Below are 25237 nucleotides of genomic sequence, written 5' to 3'. Positions count from 1 at the left end.
CCTTTTTTTGCTGTGATTTAGCGCCGTGAATGTAATTTGATAGCGCTATCACATTTCTGCATGTTAACGATTGGTAGCGCTATCTTTGTGATCCCGATCGCAGTCATCCAGCGATGTGTTGAATAAAGTTTGCTCATCTTTAGCGTGTCGCGGGAGTAAAAAGTGCTCAAAAAATGGATATATGATACAACCATCACGCTGCAGGATAGCGTGGAAAACTGGCCGCAGGCGCTGGAGCTGTGCGCGAAGCCGCTGCTGGATTTGCAGGTGATTGAGCCTGAATACGTCACGGCCATCATCCAGCAGCACCACACGTTAGGACCTTATTATGTGCTGGCACCAGGGCTGGCGATGCCGCATGCGCGGCCGGAGGAAGGCGCCAAAGGACTGGGGTTGTCGTTATTAAAACTAAAACAGGGCGTCTCGTTTGGTGCCGGTGAGTTTGACCCTGTCGATGTGATTATCATGCTCGCGGCACCGGACAAACATAGCCATATTGAAATGATATCCGCACTCGCGGAATTATTTTCCAGCGACGAGGATATGGAGAAACTGCATCAGGCGAATACGCGGGAGGAAATTAAAACAATTATTAACCGCTTCTGATTTAATTCTGTAATCCGGTTTTTCACAACATTATGCGTCAGCGTGATGGGGCGTACTCTACTCAAAATAAGGGGACAACAATGAAAATCATGGCTATTTGCGGTTCTGGCCTGGGCAGCAGTTTTATGGTCGAAATGAATATAAAAAAGGTGCTCAAAAAGCTGGAGATTGAGGCTGAGGTTGAACATTCCGATCTCTCCTCGGCCACGCCGGGCGCGGCCGACCTGTTCGTGATGGCAAAAGACATTGCGGCCAGCGCCAGCGTGCCGGAAAGCCAGCTGGTGGTGATCAACAACATCATCGACATCAACGAACTTGAAGCGCAGCTGCGCGCCTGGTTCGAAAGACAATAACCCTGATAAGGCGAGGTGGATATGTTTATCCTTGAAACGCTGAATTTCGTTGTTGATATTTTAAAAGTCCCTTCGGTGCTGGTCGGTTTAATTGCGCTTATTGGTCTGGTTGCGCAGAAAAAAGCGTTTTCGGACGTGGTGAAAGGAACCATTAAAACTATTCTGGGCTTTATTGTACTGGGCGGCGGTGCCACCGTGCTGGTCGGGTCATTAAATCCTTTAGGCGGTATGTTCGAACACGCCTTTACGATTCAGGGCATTATTCCAAACAATGAAGCGATTGTCTCCATTGCGCTGGAAAAATACGGTGCAGCGACCGCGCTGATTATGGCCTTCGGCATGGTGGCAAATATTATCGTCGCGCGCTTTACTCGCCTGAAGTACATCTTCCTGACCGGGCACCACACGTTTTACATGGCGTGCATGATTGGCGTGATCCTGACGGTAGCAGGCTTTGAGGGCGTGGGTCTGGTCTTTACCGGCTCGCTGATCCTCGGCCTGATCATGGCTTTCTTCCCGGCGATTGCGCAGCGCTACATGAAGCGCATTACCGGCAACGATGAGATTGCCTTCGGCCACTTTGGCACGCTGGGCTACGTGCTGTCGGGCTGGATTGGCAGCAAGGTCGGCAAAGGCTCCCGCTCAACCGAAGAGATGAACCTGCCGAAGAATCTGAGCTTCCTGCGCGACAGCTCGATCTCCATTTCCCTGACCATGATGATTATCTACCTGATCATGGCGGTGAGCGCCGGGCGCGAGTACGTCGAGGCTACCTTCAGCGCCGGCCAGAACTACCTCGTCTACGCCATCATCATGGCAATCACCTTTGCGGCGGGGGTGTTCATTATCCTGCAGGGCGTACGCCTGATTCTGGCAGAAATCGTCCCGGCCTTTACCGGCTTCTCGGAGAAACTGGTGCCGAACGCGCGTCCTGCGCTGGACTGCCCGGTGGTGTACCCCTATGCGCCAAACGCGGTGCTGATTGGCTTCCTGTTCAGCTTCCTCGGCGGGATTGTGGGGTTGTTCATCTGCGGTCAGTTTAGCTGGGTGCTGATCCTCCCGGGCGTCGTGCCGCACTTCTTCACCGGCGCAACGGCGGGCGTGTTCGGTAACGCCACCGGTGGACGTCGCGGGGCGATGATCGGTGCGTTTGCCAACGGCCTGCTGATTACCTTCCTGCCGGTCCTGTTGCTGCCGGTACTGGGCGCCATTGGTTTTGCCAACACCACCTTCTCGGACGCCGACTTCGGCGCGGTCGGGATTGTGCTCGGCAACCTGGCGCGCTTCCTGTCGCCGCTGGCCATCACCGGGCTGGTCGTGGCGCTGTTTGCGCTGCTGGTGGCGTACAACATCTTCGCGAAAAACAAACCTGCAGGCGGTAACGCGCAGGAAAACACCGGAGCCAAATCATGAATGAGAAAGAGATAACCGAACTCGCGCGTCAGATCCGTCTTGAGACGCTGAAGTCGCTGACGCAGCTGGGCTTTGGACACTATGGCGGCAGCATGTCGGTGGTTGAAACGCTGGCCGTGCTCTACGGCGCGGTGATGAAAATCGACCCGGCGGATCCGGACTGGCCGGAGCGAGACTACTTTGTCCTGTCGAAAGGCCATGCGGGCCCGGCGCTCTACAGCACGCTGGCGATCAAGGGCTACTTCCCGGTGGAAGAGCTGAGCACGCTGAACCAGAACGGCACGCGCCTGCCGAGCCACCCGGACCGCCTGAAAACGCGCGGCGTAGATGCTACCACCGGTTCGCTGGGACAGGGGATTTCCATCGCCGGCGGTATGGCGCTGTCGCACAGGCTGGCCGGGCGACCGAATCGGGTCTTCTGCATCGTCGGCGACGGCGAGCTGAACGAGGGGCAGTGCTGGGAAGCATTCCAGTTTATTGCTCACCATCGCCTGAACAACCTGACGGTATTTGTCGACTGGAACAAACAGCAGCTCGACGGCGAGCTGGACGAGATCATCAGCGCGTTCGACCTGGAGGGGAAATTCCGCGCCTTTGGCTTTGACGTGGCGACGGTGAAGGGGGACGACATTCCGGGTCTGCTGGCAGTGACGTCGCGGATCCTGGCAGCCGATGCGCGTCCGTTAGTCGTCATCCTCGACAGCATCAAAGGCCAGGGGGTGCCGTATCTGGAGCAGCTCAGCAACTCGCACCACCTGCGATTGACCGCGGAGAGCAAAGCGGCCCTCAACGAAACGATTCGCCAACTGGAGGCTTCACATGATTAAGGTTGCACCGGCAGGACAGAAAGACGCCGTTGAGATGCGTAAGGTCTACGCTGGCTTCGTGGCAAAACAGATTGAGGCCGGAAGCGACATCATTGCGCTCGAAGCAGACCTGATGAGCTCGATGGCGATGGACGGCGTAGCGCGCGATTATCCGCAGCACGTGATTAACTGCGGCATTATGGAGGCCAACGTCATCGGCACGGCGGCGGGGCTGTCGCTTACCGGACGCAAGCCGTTCGTTCACACCTTCACCGCCTTTGCCAGCCGCCGCTGTTTTGACCAGCTGTTTATGTCTCTGGACTATCAGCGAAACAACGTGAAGGTGATTGCTTCAGACGCGGGCGTGACGGCCTGCCACAACGGCGGAACGCATATGTCGTTTGAGGATATGGGCATCGTGCGCGGTCTGGCGCATTCGGTGGTGCTGGAGATGACCGACGCGGTGATGTTCGAGGACGTGCTGCGCCAGCTTATCGATCTCGACGGCTTTTACTGGGTACGGACCATCCGTAAGCAGGCACCGAGCGTGTATGCGCCTGGCTCAACCTTCACAATCGGCAAAGGCAACGTGCTGCGCGAAGGAACCGATATTACCCTGATTGCCAACGGCATCATGGTGTCGGAAGCGCTGGAAGCCGCGCGCCAGCTTGAGCAGGAGGGCGTCAGCGCGGCGGTCATCGACATGTTTACCCTGAAGCCTATCGACCGGATGCTGGTGAAAAACTACGCCGAGAAGACCGGGCGCATCGTCACCTGTGAAAACCACAGCATTCACAACGGCCTCGGGTCGGCGGTGGCGGAAGTGCTGGTGGAAACCTGCCCGGTGCCGATGCGGCGGGTGGGCGTTAAGGAGCGTTATGGCCAGGTGGGGACGCAGGATTTTCTGCAGAAAGAGTATGGCCTGACGGCACATGACATTGTATCGGCGGCGCGCGAGCTGCTGTAAATAAAAAAGGCGACCGGTTAAGTGGTCGCCTTTCTTGCCCGGTAAGCGCTAGCGCCACCGGGCTTTTTAACATTACTGCTGCTGCGAAGACTGGATCGCCGTCAGCGCGATGGTGTAAACGATATCGTCTACCAGTGCGCCACGAGACAGGTCGTTCACAGGTTTACGCATGCCCTGCAGCATTGGCCCGATGGAGATCAGGTCGGCAGAACGCTGTACCGCTTTGTAAGTGGTGTTACCGGTGTTCAGATCCGGGAAGATGAACACGGTAGCGCGGCCTGCAACCGGCGAGTTCGGCGCTTTAGATTTTGCAACGTCAGCCATAACCGCGGCGTCGTACTGCAGCGGGCCGTCGATCATCAGATCAGGACGTTTTTCCTGCGCAATACGGGTCGCTTCACGCACTTTCTCTACATCGCTACCTGCACCTGAGGTGCCGGTGGAGTAGGAGAGCATCGCCACGCGCGGCTCGATACCGAAAGCGGTCGCGGAGTCCGCGGACTGGATAGCGATCTCGGCCAGCTGCTCTGCAGTTGGATCCGGGTTGATCGCGCAGTCGCCGTAAACGTAAACCTGTTCAGGCAGCAGCATGAAGAACACGGAAGAAACCAGAGAGCTGCCTGGCGCGGTTTTGATCAGCTGCAGCGGTGGACGGATGGTGTTCGCCGTGGTGTGAACCGCACCGGAAACCAGACCGTCAACTTCGTCCTGCTCCAGCATCAGCGTGCCCAGCACTACGTTGTCTTCCAGCTGCTCGCGCGCAACGGCTTCGGTCATGCCCTTGCTCTTACGCAGCTCAACCAGACGGGCCACGTAGCTTTCGCGAACCACTTCTGGGTCAACGATTTCGATGCCAGCACCCAGCTCAACGCCCTGAGAGGCCGCTACGCGGTTAATCTCATCCGGGTTACCCAGCAGCACACAGGTCGCGATGCCGCGCTCTGCACAGATAGCCGCTGCTTTAACGGTACGTGGTTCATCGCCTTCTGGCAGAACAACGCGTTTGCCCGCTTTGCGCGCCAGCTCGGTCAGCTGGTAACGGAATGCTGGAGGAGACAGACGACGGCTGCGCTCGGAGGTCGCGGTCAGGGATTCGATCCAGTCTGCGTTGATGTAGCCAGCAACGTATTCCTGAACTTTCTCGATACGCTCGTGATCATCAACCGGCACTTCCAGGTTGAAGCTCTGCAGGCTCAGGGAGGTCTGCCAGGTGTTGGTGTTCACCATGAAGACCGGCAGACCGGTGGCGAACGCGCGTTCGCACAGCTTGCTGACGCGCGGGTCCATCTCGTAGGCACCGGTCAGCAGGATCGCACCGATTTCCACACCGTTCATCGCGGCCAGGCACGCTGCAACCAGCACGTCTGGACGGTCTGCGGAGGTCACCAGCAGGGAACCTGCGCGGAAGTGTTCCAGCATGTGCGGAATGCTGCGCGCACAGAAGGTTACTGACTTCACGCGGCGAGTGTTGATGTCACCTTCGTTAACGATGGTGGCGTTAAGGTGGCGCGCCATATCGATTGCACGGGTGGCAATCAGATCGAAGCTCCATGGCACCGCGCCCAGAACCGGAAGCGGGCTGGATTCCTGCAGCTTAGCCGGGTCAACTTTGATGACTTTCGCTTTGGACGAGTCGTCGAAGATCTCGGACAGGTCAGGGCGAGTACGGCCCTGCTCATCCACTGGCGCGTTCAGCTTGTTGACGATCACGCCGGTGATGTTGGTGTTTTTCGCGCCGCCGAAGCTGCTGCGCGTCAGTTCGATACGCTCGTTCAGCTGCTCTGGGGTATCAGTGCCCTGAGACATCACGAAAACGATCTCTGCGTTCAGGGTTTTCGCGATTTCGAAGTTCAGAGACTGCGCAAACTGGTGTTTGCGGGTTGGCACCAGACCTTCAACCAGCACCACTTCCGCGTCTTGCGCGTTAGCATGGTAGTTGGCGATGATCTCTTCCATCAGCACGTCTTTCTGGTTGCTGGAGAGCAGAGACTCAACGTGGCTCATCTTCAGCGGTTCGGCCGCCGGCAGATTGGAGTTCTTGCGAACGATGGTGGTGGTCTGGTCTGGCGCATCGCCACCGGCACGTGGCTGGGCAATTGGCTTAAAGACGCTCAGACGAACGCCTTTGCGTTCCATAGCACGGATAACGCCAAGGCTGACGCTGGTCAGGCCGACGCTGGTTCCGGTAGGGATCAGCATAATAGTACGGGACACGGTTTATCCTCTTTCGTTACCGCCGCAATTGGGCGGGTTACAAAACAGCACCGCCAGCATTGCTGGCGGTGTGGAATCAGGCAGTCAGGCGGTGCGCGTCTTGCGCAATAACCAGCTCTTCGTTAGTTGGGATTACGAGAGCAGGGCGGGTGCCTTCTTTGTTGATGAAGCCAGACTTGCCGAAGCGGGCAGCCAGGTTACGCTCGTGATCAACGTCGAAGCCCAGAACGCCCAGTTTGCCCAGGGACAGTTCACGAACCATTGCCGCGTTCTCACCGATACCACCGGTGAAGATAACCGCGTCCAGACGGCCTTCCATCAGCGCAGTGTAAGAGCCGATGTACTTCGCCAGACGGTGGCAGTAAACGTCCATTGCACGTTTAGCGTCTTCTTTCTCTGCGTAGTTGTCTTCAACGTAACGGCAGTCGCTGGTGACTTCGGTCAGACCCAGCAGGCCAGACTCTTTCGTCAGCATTTTGTTGATCTGGTCAACGCTCATGCCCAGGGTGTCGTGCAGGTGGAAGATGATCGCCGGGTCGATGTCACCGGAACGGGTACCCATCACCAGACCTTCCAGCGGGGTCAGACCCATGGAGGTATCAACACATTTACCGTTGCGGATAGCCGAAACAGAACCACCGTTGCCCAGGTGGCAGGTGATGATGTTCAGTTCTTCAACCGGCTTGTTCAGCACTTTTGCGGCTTCCTGAGTCACATAGAAGTGGCTGGTGCCGTGCGCGCCGTAACGACGTACGCCATGTTCTTTGTACAGGCTGTATGGCAGGGCATAGAGGTAAGACTCTTCCGGCATGGTCTGATGGAACGCGGTATCGAATACGGCCACGTTTTTGTCTTTCAGATTCGGGAAGGATTTCAGTGCTTCAGCGATACCGATCAGGTGAGCCGGGTTGTGCAGCGGTGCGAAGGACGCAGAGTCCTTGATGCCCTGGATCACAGATTCGTCGATAACGACGGAGCTGGTGTATTTTTCGCCGCCGTGGACGATACGGTGACCAATCGCAGTCAGCTGAGCAGACAGTTCTGGTTTTTGTGCCAGAATAGTGTTAACGATAAAGTTCAGCGCTTCACTGTGAGCGGCGCCTGCACCTAAAGCCGCTTCTTGTTTGCTGCCGTCCATCTTCCACTTGATGCGTGCTTCAGGCAGATGGAAACATTCGGCCAAACCAGAGAGGTATTCGTCACCGTTGAGCGCATCGATGATGGCGAATTTCAGTGAGGAGCTACCGCAGTTCAGAACCAGTACTAACTTACTCGACATGGAAGTACCTATTATTGATACGTGGCTAAAAAAACGTCAGTGAGTCTAACAGCGTAACGCATGATGACTCGGACATTTATGATTAACATCATGCCAAACGAACATTGTGGCATGATGGAAGAAATAACTATGATTTTATGCCATTTTGCACAATTTTCAGCCAATGGCATAATATGCAATAATTTGACGAGCTAATGATTCTCGTCTATGGCCCTATCAGGCTGGCACAGGATACCCGATACGGGGTAGAGATGACAAAATATTTTGAACGTTGTCATAGCTTGTTGTGGTTTTGCACGAAAATTTTAATTTTTATATGTGAAGTTGAGGTACAGCCATGTCGACACCAGAGAACCCGTCCGTAAATTTCTTCAGTCTGTTTCGTCGGGGACAGCATTATGCAAAGACGTGGCCAATGGAAAAGCGCCTTGCGCCGATGTTTATTGAGAATCGCACCATCCGCGCCACGCGCTATGCGATTCGCTTTATGCCGCCTGTCGCTGTCTTTACGCTGTGCTGGCAGATTGCGCTGGGTGGGCAGCTTGGACCTGCCGTCGCCACGGCGCTCTTCGCATTAAGCCTGCCGATGCAGGGCCTGTGGTGGTTAGGTAAACGGTCCATCACGCCACTTCCACCTTCTATTTTACACTGGTTTTATGAAGTGCGCGGTAAGCTTGAAGAGGCCGGGCAGGCGCTCGCCCCGGTTGAAGGCAAGCCGGATTACCAGGCGCTGGCGGACACGTTAAAGCGTGCTTTTAAGCAACTGGATAAAACATTCCTCGATGATTTGTGATTGATCATCGAAACGACGACGAAAAGAAGGCACAGTAACAATCAGTTACCGTGTCTTTTTTTTAAGTGCAATGCGCTACAGGAGTCGAAAGATGGAAATGACCCATGCTCAACGTCTGATTTTGTCTAACCAGTACAAGATGATGACTATGCTTGATCCCGATAACGCTGCGCGCTACAGCCGCCTGCAAACCATCGTCGAACGCGGCTTTGGTTTGCAAATGCGTGAACTGGACCGCGAGTTTGGCGAGCTGAAAGAAGAAACCTGCCGCATCGTGATCGACATTATGGAGATGTATCACGCTCTGCACGTGTCATGGACGAATCTCAAAGATCGGCAGTCGATTGACGAGCGCCGCGTGACCTTTTTAGGCTTTGATGCCGCAACGGAAGCGCGTTATCTGAGCTATGTTCGTTTTATGGTGAATACGGAAGGGCGTTATACCCACTTTGACGCGGGCACCCACGGCTTCAACGCGCAGACCCCGATGTGGGATAAGTATCAGCGCATGCTGAGCGCGTGGCATGCCTGTCCGCGTCAGTACCATTTAAGCAGCAACGAAATTCAACAAATCATTAATGCCTGACGGAGGTGCGTGTGCAGTGTAGAGGTTTTCTGTTTGATCTGGACGGTACGCTGGTGGACTCGCTGCCGGTTGTTGAGCGTTCATGGTGCCATTGGGCTGACAGACATGGCATCGACCATCAGGACGTGCTGAATTTTATCCATGGCAAACAGGCCATCACCTCGCTACGGCACTTCCTGGCCGGACGCACTGAGGACGAAATTCAGGCGGAGTTCAAATACCTGGAGCATATTGAAGCCACCGATACTGACGGCATCACCGCATTACCGGGCGCGCGCGAACTGCTTGAGCATTTGAACGAGGCGCAGATCCCGTGGGCTATCGTCACCTCCGGTTCCGTACCGGTTGCCCACGCCCGACACAAGGCGGCAGGGTTGCCGACGCCTGACGTGTTTATTACGGCGGAGCGCGTGAAGCGGGGTAAACCGGAGCCTGATGCATTTTTACTGGGCGCTGAACTGCTGGGCCTCGACCCGGCAGAGTGCGTGGTGGTGGAAGATGCGGCGGCAGGCGTACTGGCCGGGCTGAACGCAGGGAGCCACGTCATCGCCGTTAACGTTCCGGCGGGATCTCCCCGCCTGGAGGAGGCAGATTTGGTGCTCGATTCACTGACGGCACTGGCTGTTTCGAAAGCCTCTGATGGTGTTGTAACCGTCTCGCTAAAAATGTAAACCCATGATATAGCCCCACGCTGATGGGGCTTTTTTATGGCAAAATTTCTCATCTCCCACTGACAAGGACATGTTGTGAACGGTGAACTGATTTGGGTCCTGAGCCTGCTTTTAATCGCCATCCTTCTTTTTGCAACGGGCAAGGTACGCATGGACGCCGTCGCCCTGTTTGTCATCGTCGCGTTTGTGCTGAGCGGTACGCTCACGCTGCCGGAAGCCTTCTCCGGGTTTAGCGATCCCAACGTTATCCTGATTGCAGCCCTGTTTATTATTGGTGATGGGCTGGTGCGCACCGGCGTGGCGACTATTGTGGGGTCGTGGCTAGTGAAAGTGGCGGGCAGCAGCGAAACCAAAATGTTGATCTACCTGATGGTGACCGTCGCCGGGCTGGGAGCGTTTATGAGCTCCACGGGCGTGGTCGCCATCTTTATCCCGGTGGTGCTGAGCGTTTCCATGCGGATGCAGAGCTCGCCGTCGCGCCTGATGATGCCCCTGAGTTTCGCCGGTTTGATCAGCGGAATGATGACGTTGGTGGCAACCCCGCCGAACCTGGTCGTCAACAGCGAGCTGATCCGGGAAGGATTTGAGGGCTTCAGTTTTTTCAGCGTCACCCCGCTTGGGCTGGTTATTCTTGTAATGGGCGTGGTCTACATGCTGCTGACCCGTTTTGCCCTTAAAGGTGAAAGACAGGACAAAAATAAAGAAGGATGGAAGCGACGCACCTTCCGCGATTTGATTAAAGAGTACCGCCTTACCGGGCGCGCGCGCCGTCTGGCTATTCGCCCCGGCTCGCCGATGGTGGGACAGCGGCTGGATGACCTGAAGCTGCGTGAGCGGTATGGCGCGAACGTGATCGGCGTAGAGCGCTGGCGTCGTTTTCGTCGGGTGATCGTCAACGTCAACGGGGTGTCGGAATTCCGCGCGCGGGACGTCCTGCTGATTGATATGTCCACCGCTGATGTGGACCTGCGCGAGTTCTGCAGCGAACAGCTGCTGGAGCCGATGGTGCTGCGCGGGGAGTATTTCTCCGATCAGGCGCTGGATGTCGGCATGGCCGAAGTATCGCTCATCCCTGAATCGGAGCTGTTGGGCAAAACCGTGCGGGAAATGGGGTTCCGAACCCGCTATGGCCTGAACGTCGTGGGGCTGAAGCGCGATGGCGTAGCAATAGAAGGGGCGGTAGTGGATGAGCCGATCCTGCTGGGCGATATCTTCCTGGTTGTCGGTAACTGGAAGCTGATTAGCCAGCTAGGGCAAAAAGGACGCGATTTTGTGGTGCTCAACATGCCTGTTGAGGAGAGCGACGCGTCGCCTGCGCACAGCCAGGCGCCTCACGCTATTTTTTGTCTGGTGCTGATGGTCGCGCTGATGCTGACCGATGAAATTCCCAATCCGGTCGCGGCAATCATCGCCTGCCTGTTGATGGGTAAATTCCGCTGTATTGACGCCGAAAGCGCCTATAAAGCCGTTCACTGGCCGAGCATTATTCTCATCGTCGGGATGATGCCTTTCGCCCTGGCGTTGCAAAAAACCGGTGGCGTGGATCTGATCGTTAAAGGCTTAATGGACGTCGGCGGCGGGTATGGGCCGTACATGATGATGGTCTGCCTGTTTATCATGTGCGCCACCATCGGTCTGTTTATCTCGAATACCGCGACGGCGGTTCTGATGGCGCCTATCGCGCTGGCGATGGCAAAGTCCATGGGCGTTTCGCCGTACCCGTTTGCGATGATGGTGGCGATGGCCGCTTCCGCGGCATTTATGACGCCGGTCTCTTCTCCGGTAAACACGCTGGTGCTGGGGCCGGGGAACTATCGATTCAGCGATTTCGTAAAGCTGGGCGTGCCGTTCACCGTGCTGGTGATGGTGGTGTGCGTGGTATTGATACCGGTCCTGTTCCCGTTTTAAGCGTGAGTGCAGAAACGTAGGCCGGGTAAGGCGAAGCCGCCACCCGGCGAAAAATTACAACGGCGAATCCTGACTGATCTCATCCAACGATAAATGGAAGCTCGGTACGAACACCTGCATAAAATAATCCATCTCTTCGCTGCGGCGGGATTCCAGAGTTTTTTCCAGGCGCGTTTTTGCCAGTAAAAATTCGTTATTCCCTGCGGACAACTCTTCGAGACACTTCAGATAGGCGCAGAGCGCGTCGGCCTGTTTGACCAGCGACTTTTCATCTTCCGTGTACTGATGCTCATCGATGAGCGGCTCAAAGATGTCGCGCAACTCATCCGGCACCATGTCGATCAGCTTCTGCTGGGCAATCTTCTCGATGGCCTTATATTCCTGCGCAATTTGCGAGTTGAAATATTTCACCGGAGTAGGCAGGTCGCCGGTCAGCACTTCTGACGCATCGTGGTACATCGCCAGCAGGGCGATGCGCTCTGCATTGACCTGACCGTTGAATTTGCGGTTTTTAATGGCGGCCAGCGCGTGAGCGACCATGGCAACCTGCAGGCTGTGCTCTGACACGTTCTCTGTGCGCACGTTGCGCATCAGCGGCCAGCGGTTGATGAGTTTCAGGCGGGAGAGGTGGGCAAAGAAATGACTCTGACTCATAGGATACCTTTTGTCTTCACTGCGACAGGCGTTCATTGTGCGGGGAGGGGAGGGAAGATGCAAATCAGGCTACCGAAGTAGCCTGATTTTAAGATTACTGATGGTAACCAGAGAGGAAGCGACCAAAGCGGCTGATGGCCATTTCGAGGTCATCTTCGCGCGGCAGCGTCACGATGCGCACATGATCCGGCCACGGCCAGTTAAACGCCGTGCCCTGGACCAGCAGCACTTTTTCCTGCAGCAGGAAATCAAGCACCATTTTCTGATCATCGTGAATATTGAAGCGCTTCGCGTCAATTTTCGGGAACATATAGAGCGCCCCATTCGGCTTCACGCAGGAGACGCCCGGGATATCGTTGATCAGCTCCCACGCGCGGTTACGCTGTTCGTAAAGGCGTCCACCGGGCACGATGAACTCGCTAATGCTCTGATAACCACCCAGCGCCGTCTGGATTGCGTGCTGCGCCGGAACGTTGGCACATAAACGCATGGAGGCCAGCATCTCCAGCCCTTCAATATAGCCTTTGGCGTGCTTTTTCGGACCGTTTAATACCATCCAGCCCTGACGGAAACCGGCCACGCGGTAGGTTTTAGACAGGCCGTTAAAGGTGACGGTCAGCAGATCCGGGGCCAGCGCTGCGATTGAGTGGTGCTGTGCCGCGTCGTACAGGATCTTGTCGTAAATTTCGTCGGCAAAGATGATCAGGTTGTGCTGGCGGGCGAGCTCGACGATCTCCATCAGCAGCTCTTTTGAGTATACCGCACCCGTTGGATTGTTCGGGTTAATGATCACGATGCCGCGCGTGCGGGGCGTGATTTTTGCGCGAATATCATCGAGGTCCGGGAACCAGTCGGAGGACTCGTCGCAAAGATAGTGCACGGCCTTACCGCTGGACAAGGATACTGCAGCCGTCCACAGCGGATAGTCCGGTGCGGGAACCAGCATTTCGTCCCCGCTGTTCAGCAGCGCCTGCATCGCCTGCACGATCAGTTCGGAGACGCCGTTGCCAATATAAATATCTTCAACGGTAACATCACGCATGCCGCGTGCCTGGTAGTGCTGCATGATGGCTTTACGTGCGGAGTAAAGTCCTTTTGAATCGCAATAGCCTTGTGCAGTAGGAAGGTTGCGGATCACATCAACCAGAATTTCATCCGGCGCTTCAAAACCAAATGGCGCAGGGTTACCAATGTTGAGTTTCAGAACCTTGTTACCTTCCTCTTCAAGGCGTTTTGCCTCTTTCAGAACCGGGCCGCGGATGTCATAACAGACGTTATCTAGCTTGCTGGATTTTTCGATAGGGGACATGAACCTTTAACCTTTTCGCTATTATTGCCGCTCCCTGCCGTGGAAGTCAGCACGGAATAATGTACTCCCCCCTCGCTTCGTTTTGAAGGGTGTGCAGTAGAAGATTTTGTGCCGGCAGCAAAAAATTGATAAATCTTTTTCGCTGCACATTCGCTTTTATACTGGCTTAAAGTTGCACTTACGGTACCAGGATGGGTCGAATGTGCTATTAATTTTTCAAAATCCTGTATATTGTGCTGAATAAAATAAGTGGTGAGCCGGACGACGGTAGCAATCACCCTGAGTGACTTTTCGTAAATCCTGAATGCTTGAGGAATGTTCCTGTAAAAGCATAATGTGGCTAAAAGTTACTCATGTGAAATTAATGTTAAGTGCCATTAATGAATGGTCTTAATCTAAATTAAAATTTATTTATTATTAACCTATAAAATGCAACTTTAGTTAATTTTAATAAAATTAGTTTAGAAGCTTAACATTCTTCTTTAATCCTCAATATTGCAATAAGACTTATAAATAAAGTGGATTTGGGTTAAGATGTCTTACAGGAAAGCAGGGGGCAGATACACGGTTTTTGTATATCTGTAACTGATTTTCCGAATTAATTGATTGTTATTGTTGGAGTTATCTCTGGCTGGAATGTGTCGAACATCTCCTGCTACGTTGACAGCGCTGCGATAAAGATGGCAGAAAAGGTGTTATACCTTTAATGTAATTTACATAAACCTGCGAACATCTAAATATCCTGAACGTTTAAGAGAATAAAAATAACGTCATGAAACGTGCTTTCTGACTGTTGATATAAAGCAGCACAATAACTATCTGTCAGGCAGTCTGCCGGGCCGGGATGCGAGGGAAAACCTTCAGAGGGAATTGCTTAACTGTTACACACAGCTTCAACCCGGGCAGCTCCGCACGAGCAACCTGAAAGTGAATAGATATGATAAATGCAAATCGTCCGATAATGAATCTCGACCTCGATCTGCTGAGAACGTTTGTTGCGGTCGCCGATCTCAACACTTTTGCAGCAGCTGCTGCCGCCGTTTGCCGAACTCAGTCCGCCGTCAGCCAGCAAATGCAGCGGCTGGAGCAACTGGTTGGTAAAGAGCTTTTTGCGCGTCATGGGCGTAATAAGCTCTTAACGGAACACGGTATTCAGCTTCTGGGTTATGCCAGGAAAATTCTTCGCTTCAATGATGAAGCATGTATGTCATTAATGTTTAGCAACCTACAAGGGGTGCTAACGTTAGGCGCATCTGATGAGTCAGCGGATACAATATTGCCGTTTCTTCTCAATCGTATCAGTTCGGTTTATCCGAAGCTTGCACTGGACGTTAGCGTAAAGCGTAATGCTTTTATGGTTGAGATGTTAAATGAGAATAAAGTCGACCTGGTGGTGACTACGCATCGTCCCGGGCAGTTTGATTGCCTGACGCTGCGTACATCGCCTACGCACTGGTATTGTGCAGCCGAATACGTGCTGCAAAAAGGGGAACCGGTGCCACTGGTCTTACTGGATGACCCGAGCCCGTTTCGCGATATGGTGCTCACGGCGCTGAATGAGGCCAACATTCCGTGGCGTCTGGCGTATGTGGCTTCCACGTTACCAGCGGTCCGTGCAGCCGTGAAGGCCGGTCTGGGTGTAACGGCGCGTCCGGTAGAGATGATGAGCCCCGATCTGCGCGTTCTGGGGAAGTCCGATGGCCTGCCTGCGCTGCCGGATACGGAATATCTGCTCTGCCACAATTCGTCCAGCCATAACGAGCTGGCAAAGGTGGTGTTCGACGCGATGGAAAACTACCATAACCCGTGGCAGTTCGAGCGCGTTACCTCCGAAGGGGGGGATGATTCCCTGATCGTTGAAGGGGATTTTGAGTGATCGCCAGCTCAAAATTCTGGTAACAAAATGTAAGTGTAAAAAAAAGCCACTCGTGTGATTTTCGCATGCAGTGGCTTTTTTTTAGCAATAATATCCGCTTATAGCATATGGATTTTCAGGATACTCTCTATTTATCAATAAGCTAAATGATTTTGCTTACATATTGTCCGTTTTCCGTTCTAACTTCATCCATATCCCTCTCATGTTAAAAAAACAGGAAATATGTTGCCGTTTTCCTGGTTGAATTAACAAAAGCGTGTCACAGATCAAGAAAATACTCCTATTTGGGGGGAGGAATCGTTGGCAAATCCTGTCAAAATAGGAGGGTTATTTTTTTTACTTCCGAAACGGACACGATTCAACAACATACATTTGACGGAAAGTCATGCACCCACCAGGGTTAAAGGGCACCAAATGTTAATGAGAATCGCTCGATGTAATTTAATGTGAAGAAACCTTTGTTAAAGTTGACAATAGGTTATAGAAAGGAGTAAAAAACCCCATCATTTTGCTGTCTACGTCTCATTTCTGACAGTTAGTGTAAGGTTATTTGTTCCTCCCCATGAATCGATGTGATGCCCATCTGCCAGCAAGAGCAGTGTCGTTGGTATCACTTTTGATGAGTAAGCAATGAGTATGTCAACATCCACTGAAGTCATCGCTCATCACTGGGCATTCGCAATCTTTCTTATTGTAGCCATTGGCCTGTGCTGCCTGATGTTAGTCGGCGGCTGGTTCCTGGGCGGTCGCGCCCGTGCAAGGCACAAAAACACACCTTTCGAATCAGGTATTGATTCAGTAGGTTCCGCTCGCTTACGCCTGTCTGCCAAGTTCTATCTGGTAGCCATGTTCTTCGTCATCTTCGACGTGGAAGCGCTTTACCTTTTCGCATGGTCAACGTCCATCCGCGAAAGTGGTTGGGTAGGCTTTGTCGAGGCCGCAATTTTCATTTTAGTGCTACTGGCCGGTCTGGTTTATCTGGTGCGTATTGGCGCGCTTGACTGGACGCCTGCGCGTTCACGTCGTGAACACATCAACCCGGAAAACAGTATCTCTAATCGTCAGCAGTAACAGCGAGGCAATAAGATGGATTATACGCTCACCCGCATAGATCCTAACGGTGAGAATGACCGTTACCCCCTGCAAAAACAGGAGATCGTAACCGACCCCCTGGAGCAAGAAGTCAATAAAAGCGTGTACATGGGCAAACTCGAACATGCCATGCACGATATGGTCAACTGGGGTCGTAAGAACTCCATCTGGCCTTACAACTTTGGCCTTTCTTGCTGCTACGTTGAAATGGTGACGTCATTCACTGCGGTGCATGACGTTGCGCGTTTTGGGGCAGAGGTACTGCGTGCTTCCCCACGTCAGGCTGACCTGATGGTGGTAGCAGGTACGTGTTTTACCAAAATGGCACCTGTTATTCAGCGTCTTTATGACCAGATGCTGGAGCCTAAATGGGTTATCTCCATGGGGGCATGTGCTAACTCTGGCGGTATGTACGACATCTATTCCGTCGTACAGGGCGTAGATAAATTTATCCCAGTGGATGTGTACATCCCGGGTTGCCCGCCACGTCCGGAAGCTTACATGCAGGCATTGATGCTGCTGCAGGAGTCTATCGGTAAAGAACGTCGCCCACTGTCGTGGGTTGTTGGCGATCAGGGTGTGTATCGCGCGAACATGCAGTCTGAGCGCGAGCGTAAACGTGGTGAACGTATTGCCGTCACCAATCTGCGCACGCCTGACGAAATTTAAATTGCGCCTGTAGGCCTGGAGAACACCTTCGCATATCACTACTCAAATAGCGCGAAGCCAGGCTCAACAGTCACCACGGACCATTTGCAATGGTGAACAATATGACCGACTTAACCGCGCAAGAAGCCGCCTGGCAGACCCGGGATCATCTGGATGACCCAGTCATTGGCGAACTGCGCAACCGTTTTGGGCCGGATGCCTTTACTGTTCAGGCTACCCGCACCGGGGTACCCGTTGTTTGGGTGAAGCGTGAGCAATTGCTGGAAGTTGTCGATTTCCTCAAGAAATTGCCAAAACCGTACGTCATGCTGTTTGACTTACACGGCATGGATGAACGTCTGCGTACCCACCGCCAGGGTCTCCCTGCTGCGGACTTTTCCGTTTTCTACCACCTGATCTCAATAGACCGTAATACGGATATCATGCTCAAGGTGGCATTGTCTGAAAACGACATGCATTTGCCGACGATCGTCAAACTTTTCCCGAACGCCAACTGGTATGAGCGTGAAACCTGGGAAATGTTCGGCATGACCTTCGACGGCCACCCGCATCTGACGCGCATCATGATGCCACAGACCTGGACCGGCCACCCGCTGCGTAAAGACTACCCGGCACGTGCAACCGAATTCGATCCGTTTGAGCTGACTAAAGCCAAGCAGGATCTGGAAATGGAAGCGCTGACCTTCAAACCGGAAGACTGGGGCATGAAGCGCGGTACCGACAACGAGGACTTCATGTTCCTCAACCTCGGTCCAAACCACCCGTCTGCGCACGGTGCATTCCGTATTATTCTTCAGCTTGATGGCGAAGAGATTGTCGACTGCGTTCCGGACATCGGCTACCACCACCGTGGTGCTGAGAAGATGGGCGAGCGTCAGTCCTGGCACAGCTACATTCCGTATACCGACCGTATCGAGTACCTCGGCGGCTGCGTCAACGAGATGCCATACGTGCTGGCCGTTGAGAAACTGGCCGGTATTGTTACGCCGGATCGCGTCAACGTGATTCGCGTCATGCTGTCAGAACTGTTCCGTATCAACAGTCACCTGCTGTACATCTCCACGTTCATTCAGGACGTCGGCGCGATGACCCCGGTGTTCTTCGCCTTTACCGACCGTCAGAAAATCTACGATCTGGTAGAAGCCATTACCGGTTTCCGTATGCACCCGGCCTGGTTCCGCATCGGCGGTGTGGCACACGATCTGCCGCGCGGCTGGGACCGTTTGCTGCGTGAATTCCTCGACTGGATGCCAAAACGTCTGGCGTCTTACGAGAAAGCCGCGCTGCGTAACACCATCCTGAAAGGTCGTTCCCAGGGCGTTGCTGCCTACGGCGCGAAAGAAGCGCTGGAGTGGGGGACAACAGGTGCAGGTCTGCGTGCGACCGGTATTGATTTCGACGTGCGTAAAGCCCGTCCTTACTCTGGCTACGAGAACTTCGACTTTGAAGTCCCGGTGGGCGGCGGTGTTTCCGACTGCTACACCCGCGTGATGCTTAAAGTGGAAGAACTGCGCCAGAGTCTGCGCATCCTTGAGCAGTGCCTCAACAACATGCCGGAAGGCCCGTTCAAGGCGGATCACCCGCTGACGACGCCGCCGCCGAAAGAGCGCACGCTGCAACATATCGAAACCCTGATCACCCACTTCCTGCAGGTTTCCTGGGGGCCGGTCATGCCGGCGCAAGAATCCTTCCAGATGATTGAAGCGACCAAGGGTATTAACAGTTACTACCTGACCAGTGACGGCAGCACCATGAGCTACCGTACCCGCGTGCGTACGCCGAGCTTTGCGCACCTGCAGCAGATCCCGTCCGCCATCCGCGGCAGTCTGGTCTCCGACCTGATTGTGTATCTGGGTAGTATCGATTTTGTTATGTCAGATGTGGACCGCTAATTATGCACGAGAATCAACAACCACAAACCGAGGCTTTTGAGCTGAGTGAAGCAGAACGTGCCGCCATTGAGCACGAGATGCACCACTACGAAGACCCGCGTGCGGCGTCCATTGAAGCGCTGAAAATCGTACAGAAACAGCGTGGTTGGGTGCCGGATGGGGCGATCTATGAGATCGCGAAAGTGCTGGGCATTCCGGCAAGTGACGTAGAAGGCGTAGCCACGTTCTACAGCCAGATCTTCCGTCAGCCGGTTGGCCGCCATGTGATCCGCTACTGTGACAGCGTTGTCTGCCACATCACCGGTTATCAGGGCATCCAGGCTGCGATTGAGAAGAAGCTCAATATCAAGCCGGGCCAGACCACGTTCGATGGACGCTTTACTCTGCTGCCAACCTGCTGCCTGGGTAACTGCGACAAGGGGCCGACCATGATGATTGATGAGGACACTCACAGCCATCTGACGCCGGAAGCGATTCCTGACCTGCTGGAGCAGTACAAATGAAAACTGTAATTCGTACTGCTGAGACGCATCCGCTGACCTGGCGTCTGCGTGATGACAAACAGCCGGTATGGCTCGACGAATATCAGAGCAAAAACGGCTATGCCGGTGCGCGTAAAGCCCTGGGCGGCATGGCGCCGGATGACATCGTTAACGCGGTAAAAGAGTCTGGCCTGAAAGGCCGCGGCGGCGCGGGCTTCTCCACCGGTCTGAAGTGGAGCCTGATGCCAAAAGACGAATCCATGAACATCCGTTACCTGCTGTGTAACGCCGATGAAATGGAGCCGGGTACCTATAAAGACCGTCTGCTGATGGAGCAGCTGCCGCACCTGCTGGTGGAAGGCATGCTGATTTCCGCGTTCGCGCTGAAAGCGTACCGTGGCTACATCTTCCTGCGCGGTGAGTACATCGAAGCGGCGGAAAACCTGCGTCGCGCGATTGCCGAAGCCACCGAAGCGGGCCTGCTGGGTAAAAACATCCTGGGCACCGGGTTTGACTTCGAACTGTTCGTGCACACCGGTGCCGGGCGTTACATCTGTGGTGAAGAAACCGCGCTGATTAACTCCCTGGAAGGTCGCCGTGCGAACCCGCGTTCCAAGCCACCGTTCCCGGCAAGCTCCGGCGTGTGGGGTAAACCGACCTGCGTAAACAACGTCGAAACCCTGTGTAACGTTCCGGCTATCCTCGCCAACGGCGTGGAGTGGTATCAGGGCATCTCCTCAAGCAAAGATGCCGGTACCAAGCTGATGGGCTTCTCCGGTCGCGTTAAAAATCCTGGCGTCTGGGAGCTGCCGTTCGGTACCACCGCACGTGAAATTCTTGAAGACTACGCTGGCGGCATGCGTGATGGCCTGAAATTCAAAGCCTGGCAGCCGGGTGGGGCAGGGACAGACTTCCTGACCGAAGCCCACCTTGACCTGCCGATGGAGTTCGAAAGCATTGGTAAAGCAGGCAGCCGTCTGGGTACGGCGCTGGCGATGGCCGTCGACCACGAGATCGGCATGGTCTCGCTGGTGCGTAACCTGGAAGAGTTCTTCGCTCGTGAGTCCTGCGGCTGGTGTACACCGTGCCGTGATGGTCTGCCGTGGAGCGTGAAGATCCTGCGTGCAATCGAACGTGGCGAAGGCCAGCCTGGCGATATCGAGACGCTTGAGCAACTGTGTCGATTCTTAGGCCCGGGTAAAACCTTCTGTGCCCACGCACCGGGTGCCGTCGAACCTCTGCAGAGCGCGATCAAATATTTCCGCGACGAGTTCGAAGCAGGCATCAAGCAGCCGTTCAGCAATACCCATGCCATCAATGGGATTCAGCCGAACCTGCTTAAAGCGCGCTGGTAACGACAAGAATTTTGATTAACGCTCGGTTTCGACCGAGCCAACTGGAAGCATGCTAATGGCTACGATTCATGTAGACGGCAAAGAATACGAAGTCAACGGGGCGGACAACCTGCTGGAAGCTTGTCTGTCTCTTGGCCTCGATATTCCGTACTTTTGCTGGCATCCGGCGCTGGGCAGCGTCGGTGCTTGCCGCCAGTGTGCGGTGAAGCAATATCAAAACGCGGAAGACACGCGTGGTCGCCTGGTGATGTCCTGTATGACGCCAGCCACCGAAGGCACTTTTATTTCGATTGACGACGAAGAAGCCAAACAGTTCCGCGAGAGCGTGGTGGAATGGTTGATGACCAACCACCCGCACGACTGTCCGGTTTGTGAAGAGGGCGGTAACTGCCACCTTCAGGATATGACCGTGATGACCGGCCACAGCTTCCGTCGCTATCGCTTTACCAAGCGTACCCACCGTAACCAGGATCTGGGGCCGTTCATCTCTCACGAAATGAACCGCTGCATCGCCTGCTACCGCTGCGTGCGTTACTACAAAGACTATGCAGACGGTCAGGATCTGGGCGTGTATGGCGCGCATGACAACGTCTACTTCGGTCGTCCGGAAGACGGTACGCTTGAAAGCGAATTCTCCGGTAACCTGGTAGAAATCTGCCCGACCGGCGTATTCACGGATAAAACCCACTCCGAGCGTTACAACCGTAAATGGGACATGCAGTTTGCGCCAAGCATCTGCCAGCAGTGTTCCCTCGGCTGCAACACCAGCCCGGGTGAGCGCTACGGCGAACTGCGTCGTATCGAAAACCGTTACAACGGTACCGTTAACCACTACTTCCTGTGCGACCGCGGTCGTTTCGGCTATGGCTATGTGAACCTGAAGGACCGTCCGCGTCAGCCGGTTCAACGCCGTGGCGACGACTTCATTACCCTGAACGCTGAACAGGCGATGCAGGGCGCGGCAGACATTCTGCGCCAGTCGAAGAAAGTGATCGGTATCGGCTCTCCGCGCGCCAGCATCGAAAGCAACTTCGCCCTGCGCGAGCTGGTTGGGGCGGAAAACTTCTATACCGGTATCGCCCAGGGCGAGCAGGAACGTCTGCAGCTGGTACTGAAAGTGCTGCGTGAAGGCGGTATCCATACCCCTGCGCTGCGCGAAATCGAATCCTATGATGCGGTCCTGGTGCTGGGTGAAGACCTGACGCAGACCGGCGCACGCGCGGCTCTGGCGGTTCGCCAGGCGGTGAAGGGTAAAGCACGTGAAATGGCAGCGGCGCAGAAAGTGGCTGACTGGCAGATTGCGGCGATCCTGAACATCGGCCAGCGCGCGAAGCATCCACTGTTTGTGACCAACGTCGACAACACCCGTCTGGACGATATCGCGGCGTGGACCTACTGCGCACCGGTTGAAGATCAGGCGCGCCTCGGCTTTGCGATTGCCCACGCGCTGGACAACAGCTCACCGGCCGTTGAGCTGGATCGCGACCTGCAAAACAAGGTCGACGTGATTGTTCAGGCACTGGCAGGTGCGAAGAAGCCGCTGATTATTTCCGGTACCAACGCCGGTAGCGCGGAGATCATTCAGGCGGCAGCCAACGTGGCCAAAGCTCTGAAAGGCCGTGGTGCGGACGTCGGCGTGACCATGATTGCCCGTGCGGTGAACAGCATTGGTCTGGGCATGATTGGCGGCGGTTCGCTGGAAGAAGCCTTAAGCGAACTGGAATCCGGTGCCGCTGACGCCGTGGTGGTGCTGGAAAACGACCTGCATCGTCATGCTTCTGCCGCTCGCGTTGACGCTGCGCTCTCCAAAGCGCCGCTGGTGATGGTGATTGACCATCAGCGCACCGCGATTATGGACAAAGCGCACCTGGTGCTCTCTGCGGCAAGCTTCGCAGAAAGCGACGGTACCGTTATCAACAACGAAGGCCGCGCGCAGCGTTTCTTCCAGGTTTATGACCCGGCGTACTACGACAGCAACACCGTGATGCTGGAAAGCTGGCGCTGGCTGCACTCCCTGCACAGCACCGTGCAGAGCCGTGAAGTGGACTGGACGCAGCTCGACCACGTTATCGACGCGGTAGTCGAAAAACTGCCTCAGCTGGCAGGCATTAAAGATGCCGCGCCTGAAGCAAGCTTCCGCATTCGCGGCCAGAAACTGGCACGTGAACCGCACCGTTACAGTGGCCGTACTGCGATGCGTGCCAACATCAGCGTGCACGAACCGCGCCAGCCGCAGGATAAAGACACCATGTTCGCCTTCTCGATGGAAGGGAACAACCAGCCGTCTGCGCCGCGTTCGCAAATCCCGTTCGCATGGGCACCGGGCTGGAACTCCCCGCAGGCATGGAACAAGTTCCAGGCTGAAGTGGGCGGCTCCCTGCGCCACGGCGATCCGGGCGTGCGTCTGATTGAAGCCTCCGAAACCGGTCTGGACTTCTTCACCACCGTACCGGCGCGCTTCCAGGCGCAGGACGGTAGCTGGCGTATTGCCCCGTACTACCACCTGTTCGGTAGCGACGAGCTGTCCCAGCGTTCACCGGTCTTCCAGACCCGTATGCCGCAGCCGTACATCAAGCTTAACCCGGCTGATGCCGCGAAGCTTGGCGTTAACGCGGGTGCAAACATCGCCTTTAGCTATGACGGCCAGACCATCAGCCTGCCGCTGATTATTTCTGAAAGTCTGACAGCAGGGCAGGTGGGTCTGCCGATGGGTATGCCAGGCATCGCGCCGGTTCTGGCGGGTGCGCGTCTTGATAATCTGCAGGAGGCAAAAGCATGAGTTGGTTAACGCCGGATCTTATCGACATCCTGCTGAGCATTCTGAAAGCGATTGTTATCCTGCTGGTGGTGGTCACCTGCGGCGCGTTCATGAGCTTTGGTGAACGTCGTCTGCTCGGTCTGTTCCAGAACCGTTACGGACCGAACCGCGTGGGCTGGGGTGGTTCACTCCAGCTGGTCGCGGACATGATCAAGATGTTCTTTAAAGAGGACTGGATCCCGCGCTTCTCTGACCGCGTGATCTTTACTCTGGCACCGATGATCGCCTTCACCTCGCTGCTGCTGGCATTTGCTATCGTTCCGGTCAGCCCGACCTGGGTGGTCGCTGACCTGAACATCGGCATTCTGTTCTTCCTGATGATGGCAGGCCTCGCGGTTTACGCGGTGCTGTTCGCAGGCTGGTCCAGTAACAACAAATACTCGCTGCTGGGTGCGATGCGTGCTTCCGCGCAGACGCTGAGCTACGAAGTGTTCCTGGGTCTCTCCCTGATGGGCGTGGTGGCGCAGGCTGGTTCATTCAACATGACCGACATCGTCAACAACCAGGCCGACATCTGGAACGTTATTCCGCAGTTCTTTGGGTTTATTACCTTTGCCATCGCGGGCGTGGCAGTGTGTCACCGTCACCCGTTTGACCAGCCAGAAGCCGAACAGGAACTGGCCGACGGTTACCACATCGAATATTCCGGTATGAAATTCGGTCTGTTCTTCGTGGGCGAGTACATCGGTATCGTCACCATTTCCGCGTTGATGGTAACGCTGTTCTTCGGTGGCTGGCATGGCCCGTTCTTACCGCCGTTCATCTGGTTCGCGCTGAAAACCGCGTTCTTCATGATGATGTTCATTTTGATTCGCGCAGCGTTACCGCGTCCGCGTTATGACCAGGTAATGTCCTTCGGCTGGAAAGTGTGCCTGCCGCTGACGCTCGTCAACTTGTTGGTAACGGCCGCTGTCATTCTCTGGCAGCAGCCATAAGGGGCAATAGACCATGACCTTAAAAGAATTACTGGTAGGCTTCGGTACCCAGGTACGCAGTATCTGGATGATCGGCCTGCACGCGTTTGCCAAACGCGAAACCCGGATGTACCCGGAAGAGCCGGTATATCTGCCGCCGCGCTACCGTGGCCGTATCGTGCTGACGCGCGACCCGGACGGTTCCGAGCGCTGCGTTGCCTGTAACCTGTGTGCGGTAGCGTGTCCGGTAGGCTGTATCTCTCTGCAGAAAGCCGAGACGGTAGACGGCCGCTGGTACCCTGAGTTCTTCCGCATCAACTTCTCACGCTGCATTTTCTGCGGTCTGTGTGAAGAAGCGTGCCCAACCACGGCGATTCAGCTGACTCCAGACTTCGAGCTGGGTGAGTACAAGCGTCAGGACCTGGTGTACGAGAAAGAGGATCTGCTGATTTCCGGTCCGGGCAAATACCCGGAATATAACTTCTACCGGATGGCGGGTATGGCAATCGACGGCAAAGATAAGGGTGAAGCAGAGAACGAAGCTAAGCCTATCGACGTCAAGAGCCTGTTACCGTAAGGA

The 25237-nt window shown here is 55.0% G+C and carries 22 protein-coding genes; 18 read left to right on the top strand and 4 right to left on the bottom strand.

Features of this window, described 5'->3' with window-relative positions; translation table 11 throughout:
* Positions 1 to 162: 162 nt before the first annotated feature.
* From FOY93_RS15545 to FOY93_RS15525, 5 genes are all read left to right on the top strand, one after another.
* Positions 163 to 606 carry a PTS sugar transporter subunit IIA gene (locus FOY93_RS15545; RefSeq protein ID WP_111965265.1) on the top strand — a complete coding sequence of 148 codons (444 nt, stop codon included), beginning with the start codon at positions 163 to 165 and terminating at the stop codon, positions 604 to 606.
* A gap of 80 nt (positions 607 to 686) precedes the next feature.
* Positions 687 to 959 (top strand): PTS sugar transporter subunit IIB, encoded by a 273-nt coding sequence (locus FOY93_RS15540; RefSeq protein ID WP_003861447.1) that lies wholly within the window; start codon positions 687 to 689, stop codon positions 957 to 959.
* 21 nt (positions 960 to 980) lie between these two features.
* The gene (locus FOY93_RS15535; protein ID WP_115875900.1) at positions 981 to 2372 is read left to right on the top strand and encodes a PTS ascorbate transporter subunit IIC; all 1392 of its coding nucleotides are present in this window, start codon (positions 981 to 983) and stop codon (positions 2370 to 2372) included.
* Positions 2369 to 3199, top strand: a complete 831-nt coding sequence (locus FOY93_RS15530; protein WP_047174243.1) for a transketolase — start codon at positions 2369 to 2371, stop codon at positions 3197 to 3199. Before FOY93_RS15535 ends, FOY93_RS15530 begins: the two co-directional genes overlap by 4 nt.
* Positions 3192 to 4145 (top strand): transketolase family protein, encoded by a 954-nt coding sequence (locus tag FOY93_RS15525; protein WP_133294857.1) that lies wholly within the window; start codon positions 3192 to 3194, stop codon positions 4143 to 4145. Before FOY93_RS15530 ends, FOY93_RS15525 begins: the two co-directional genes overlap by 8 nt.
* 72 nt (positions 4146 to 4217) lie before the next feature.
* Here the strand turns inward: FOY93_RS15525 and pta are convergent, their stop codons facing one another.
* Positions 4218 to 6359, bottom strand: a complete 2142-nt coding sequence (gene pta / locus FOY93_RS15520; RefSeq protein ID WP_045327913.1) for a phosphate acetyltransferase — start codon at positions 6357 to 6359, stop codon at positions 4218 to 4220.
* A gap of 76 nt (positions 6360 to 6435) precedes the next feature.
* On the bottom strand, positions 6436 to 7638 hold the full coding sequence (gene ackA / locus FOY93_RS15515; protein ID WP_023312544.1) for an acetate kinase: 1203 nt from the start codon (positions 7636 to 7638) through the stop codon (positions 6436 to 6438).
* 337 nt (positions 7639 to 7975) lie between these two features.
* Between ackA and yfbV the strand changes: the two genes are divergently transcribed.
* The 4 genes from yfbV to FOY93_RS15495 all read left to right on the top strand — a co-directional run bounded on the left by yfbV (position 7976) and on the right by FOY93_RS15495 (position 11596).
* Positions 7976 to 8431: a terminus macrodomain insulation protein YfbV gene (yfbV, locus tag FOY93_RS15510; protein WP_023312543.1), complete on the top strand. Its 456-nt coding sequence runs from the start codon at positions 7976 to 7978 to the stop codon at positions 8429 to 8431.
* Positions 8432 to 8522: 91 nt separating this feature from the next.
* Positions 8523 to 9017: a YfbU family protein gene (locus FOY93_RS15505; RefSeq protein ID WP_023617380.1), complete on the top strand. Its 495-nt coding sequence runs from the start codon at positions 8523 to 8525 to the stop codon at positions 9015 to 9017.
* Positions 9018 to 9028: 11 nt separating this feature from the next.
* A complete protein-coding gene (locus tag FOY93_RS15500; RefSeq protein ID WP_115875897.1) occupies positions 9029 to 9688 on the top strand; it encodes a sugar phosphatase in 660 nt (219 codons plus the stop codon).
* Between the two features lie 75 nt (positions 9689 to 9763).
* Positions 9764 to 11596, top strand: coding sequence for an SLC13 family permease (locus FOY93_RS15495; protein ID WP_133294856.1), 1833 nt, complete (start codon positions 9764 to 9766; stop codon positions 11594 to 11596).
* 54 nt (positions 11597 to 11650) lie between these two features.
* Here the strand turns inward: FOY93_RS15495 and yfbR are convergent, their stop codons facing one another.
* Together yfbR and alaA are read right to left on the bottom strand one after the other, a co-directional pair.
* Positions 11651 to 12250, bottom strand: coding sequence for a 5'-deoxynucleotidase (yfbR, locus tag FOY93_RS15490; RefSeq protein ID WP_010433329.1), 600 nt, complete (start codon positions 12248 to 12250; stop codon positions 11651 to 11653).
* A gap of 94 nt (positions 12251 to 12344) precedes the next feature.
* On the bottom strand, positions 12345 to 13559 hold the full coding sequence (gene alaA, locus FOY93_RS15485) for an alanine transaminase AlaA (protein WP_008500204.1): 1215 nt from the start codon (positions 13557 to 13559) through the stop codon (positions 12345 to 12347).
* A 937-nt stretch (positions 13560 to 14496) separates the two neighbouring features.
* On the opposite strand from alaA, the gene lrhA reads away from it, so the two are divergent.
* The 9 genes from lrhA (at position 14497) to nuoI (ending at position 25234) form a co-directional block, all read left to right on the top strand.
* Positions 14497 to 15435 carry a transcriptional regulator LrhA gene (gene lrhA, locus FOY93_RS15480; protein WP_111965271.1) on the top strand — a complete coding sequence of 313 codons (939 nt, stop codon included), beginning with the start codon at positions 14497 to 14499 and terminating at the stop codon, positions 15433 to 15435.
* Positions 15436 to 16065: 630 nt separating this feature from the next.
* A complete protein-coding gene (nuoA, locus tag FOY93_RS15475) occupies positions 16066 to 16506 on the top strand; it encodes an NADH-quinone oxidoreductase subunit NuoA (protein ID WP_014171000.1) in 441 nt (146 codons plus the stop codon).
* A gap of 15 nt (positions 16507 to 16521) precedes the next feature.
* On the top strand, positions 16522 to 17196 hold the full coding sequence (gene nuoB / locus FOY93_RS15470) for an NADH-quinone oxidoreductase subunit NuoB (RefSeq protein ID WP_003861482.1): 675 nt from the start codon (positions 16522 to 16524) through the stop codon (positions 17194 to 17196).
* 89 nt (positions 17197 to 17285) lie between these two features.
* Complete coding sequence (nuoC, locus tag FOY93_RS15465) at positions 17286 to 19088, top strand: NADH-quinone oxidoreductase subunit C/D (RefSeq protein ID WP_134347778.1); 1803 nt, start codon at positions 17286 to 17288, stop codon at positions 19086 to 19088.
* A gap of 2 nt (positions 19089 to 19090) precedes the next feature.
* A complete protein-coding gene (gene nuoE, locus FOY93_RS15460; RefSeq protein WP_006176513.1) occupies positions 19091 to 19591 on the top strand; it encodes an NADH-quinone oxidoreductase subunit NuoE in 501 nt (166 codons plus the stop codon).
* Entirely contained in the window at positions 19588 to 20925 is a 1338-nt protein-coding gene (gene nuoF / locus FOY93_RS15455) for an NADH-quinone oxidoreductase subunit NuoF (protein ID WP_008500209.1), read from the top strand. The genes nuoE and nuoF overlap by 4 nt, the downstream gene beginning before the upstream one ends.
* 55 nt (positions 20926 to 20980) lie before the next feature.
* On the top strand, positions 20981 to 23704 hold the full coding sequence (gene nuoG / locus FOY93_RS15450) for an NADH-quinone oxidoreductase subunit NuoG (protein ID WP_133294854.1): 2724 nt from the start codon (positions 20981 to 20983) through the stop codon (positions 23702 to 23704).
* Complete coding sequence (gene nuoH, locus FOY93_RS15445; protein ID WP_008500211.1) at positions 23701 to 24678, top strand: NADH-quinone oxidoreductase subunit NuoH; 978 nt, start codon at positions 23701 to 23703, stop codon at positions 24676 to 24678. Before nuoG ends, nuoH begins: the two co-directional genes overlap by 4 nt.
* A gap of 13 nt (positions 24679 to 24691) precedes the next feature.
* On the top strand, positions 24692 to 25234 hold the full coding sequence (gene nuoI / locus FOY93_RS15440) for an NADH-quinone oxidoreductase subunit NuoI (protein WP_003861491.1): 543 nt from the start codon (positions 24692 to 24694) through the stop codon (positions 25232 to 25234).
* The last annotated feature ends 3 nt before the right edge of the window (positions 25235 to 25237 follow it).

Source organism: Enterobacter sp. 18A13 (genome assembly GCF_007035975.1).
GTDB classification, from domain to species: Bacteria; Pseudomonadota; Gammaproteobacteria; order Enterobacterales; family Enterobacteriaceae; genus Enterobacter; species Enterobacter vonholyi.
This window is presented reverse-complemented; position numbering and strand designations above follow the sequence as displayed.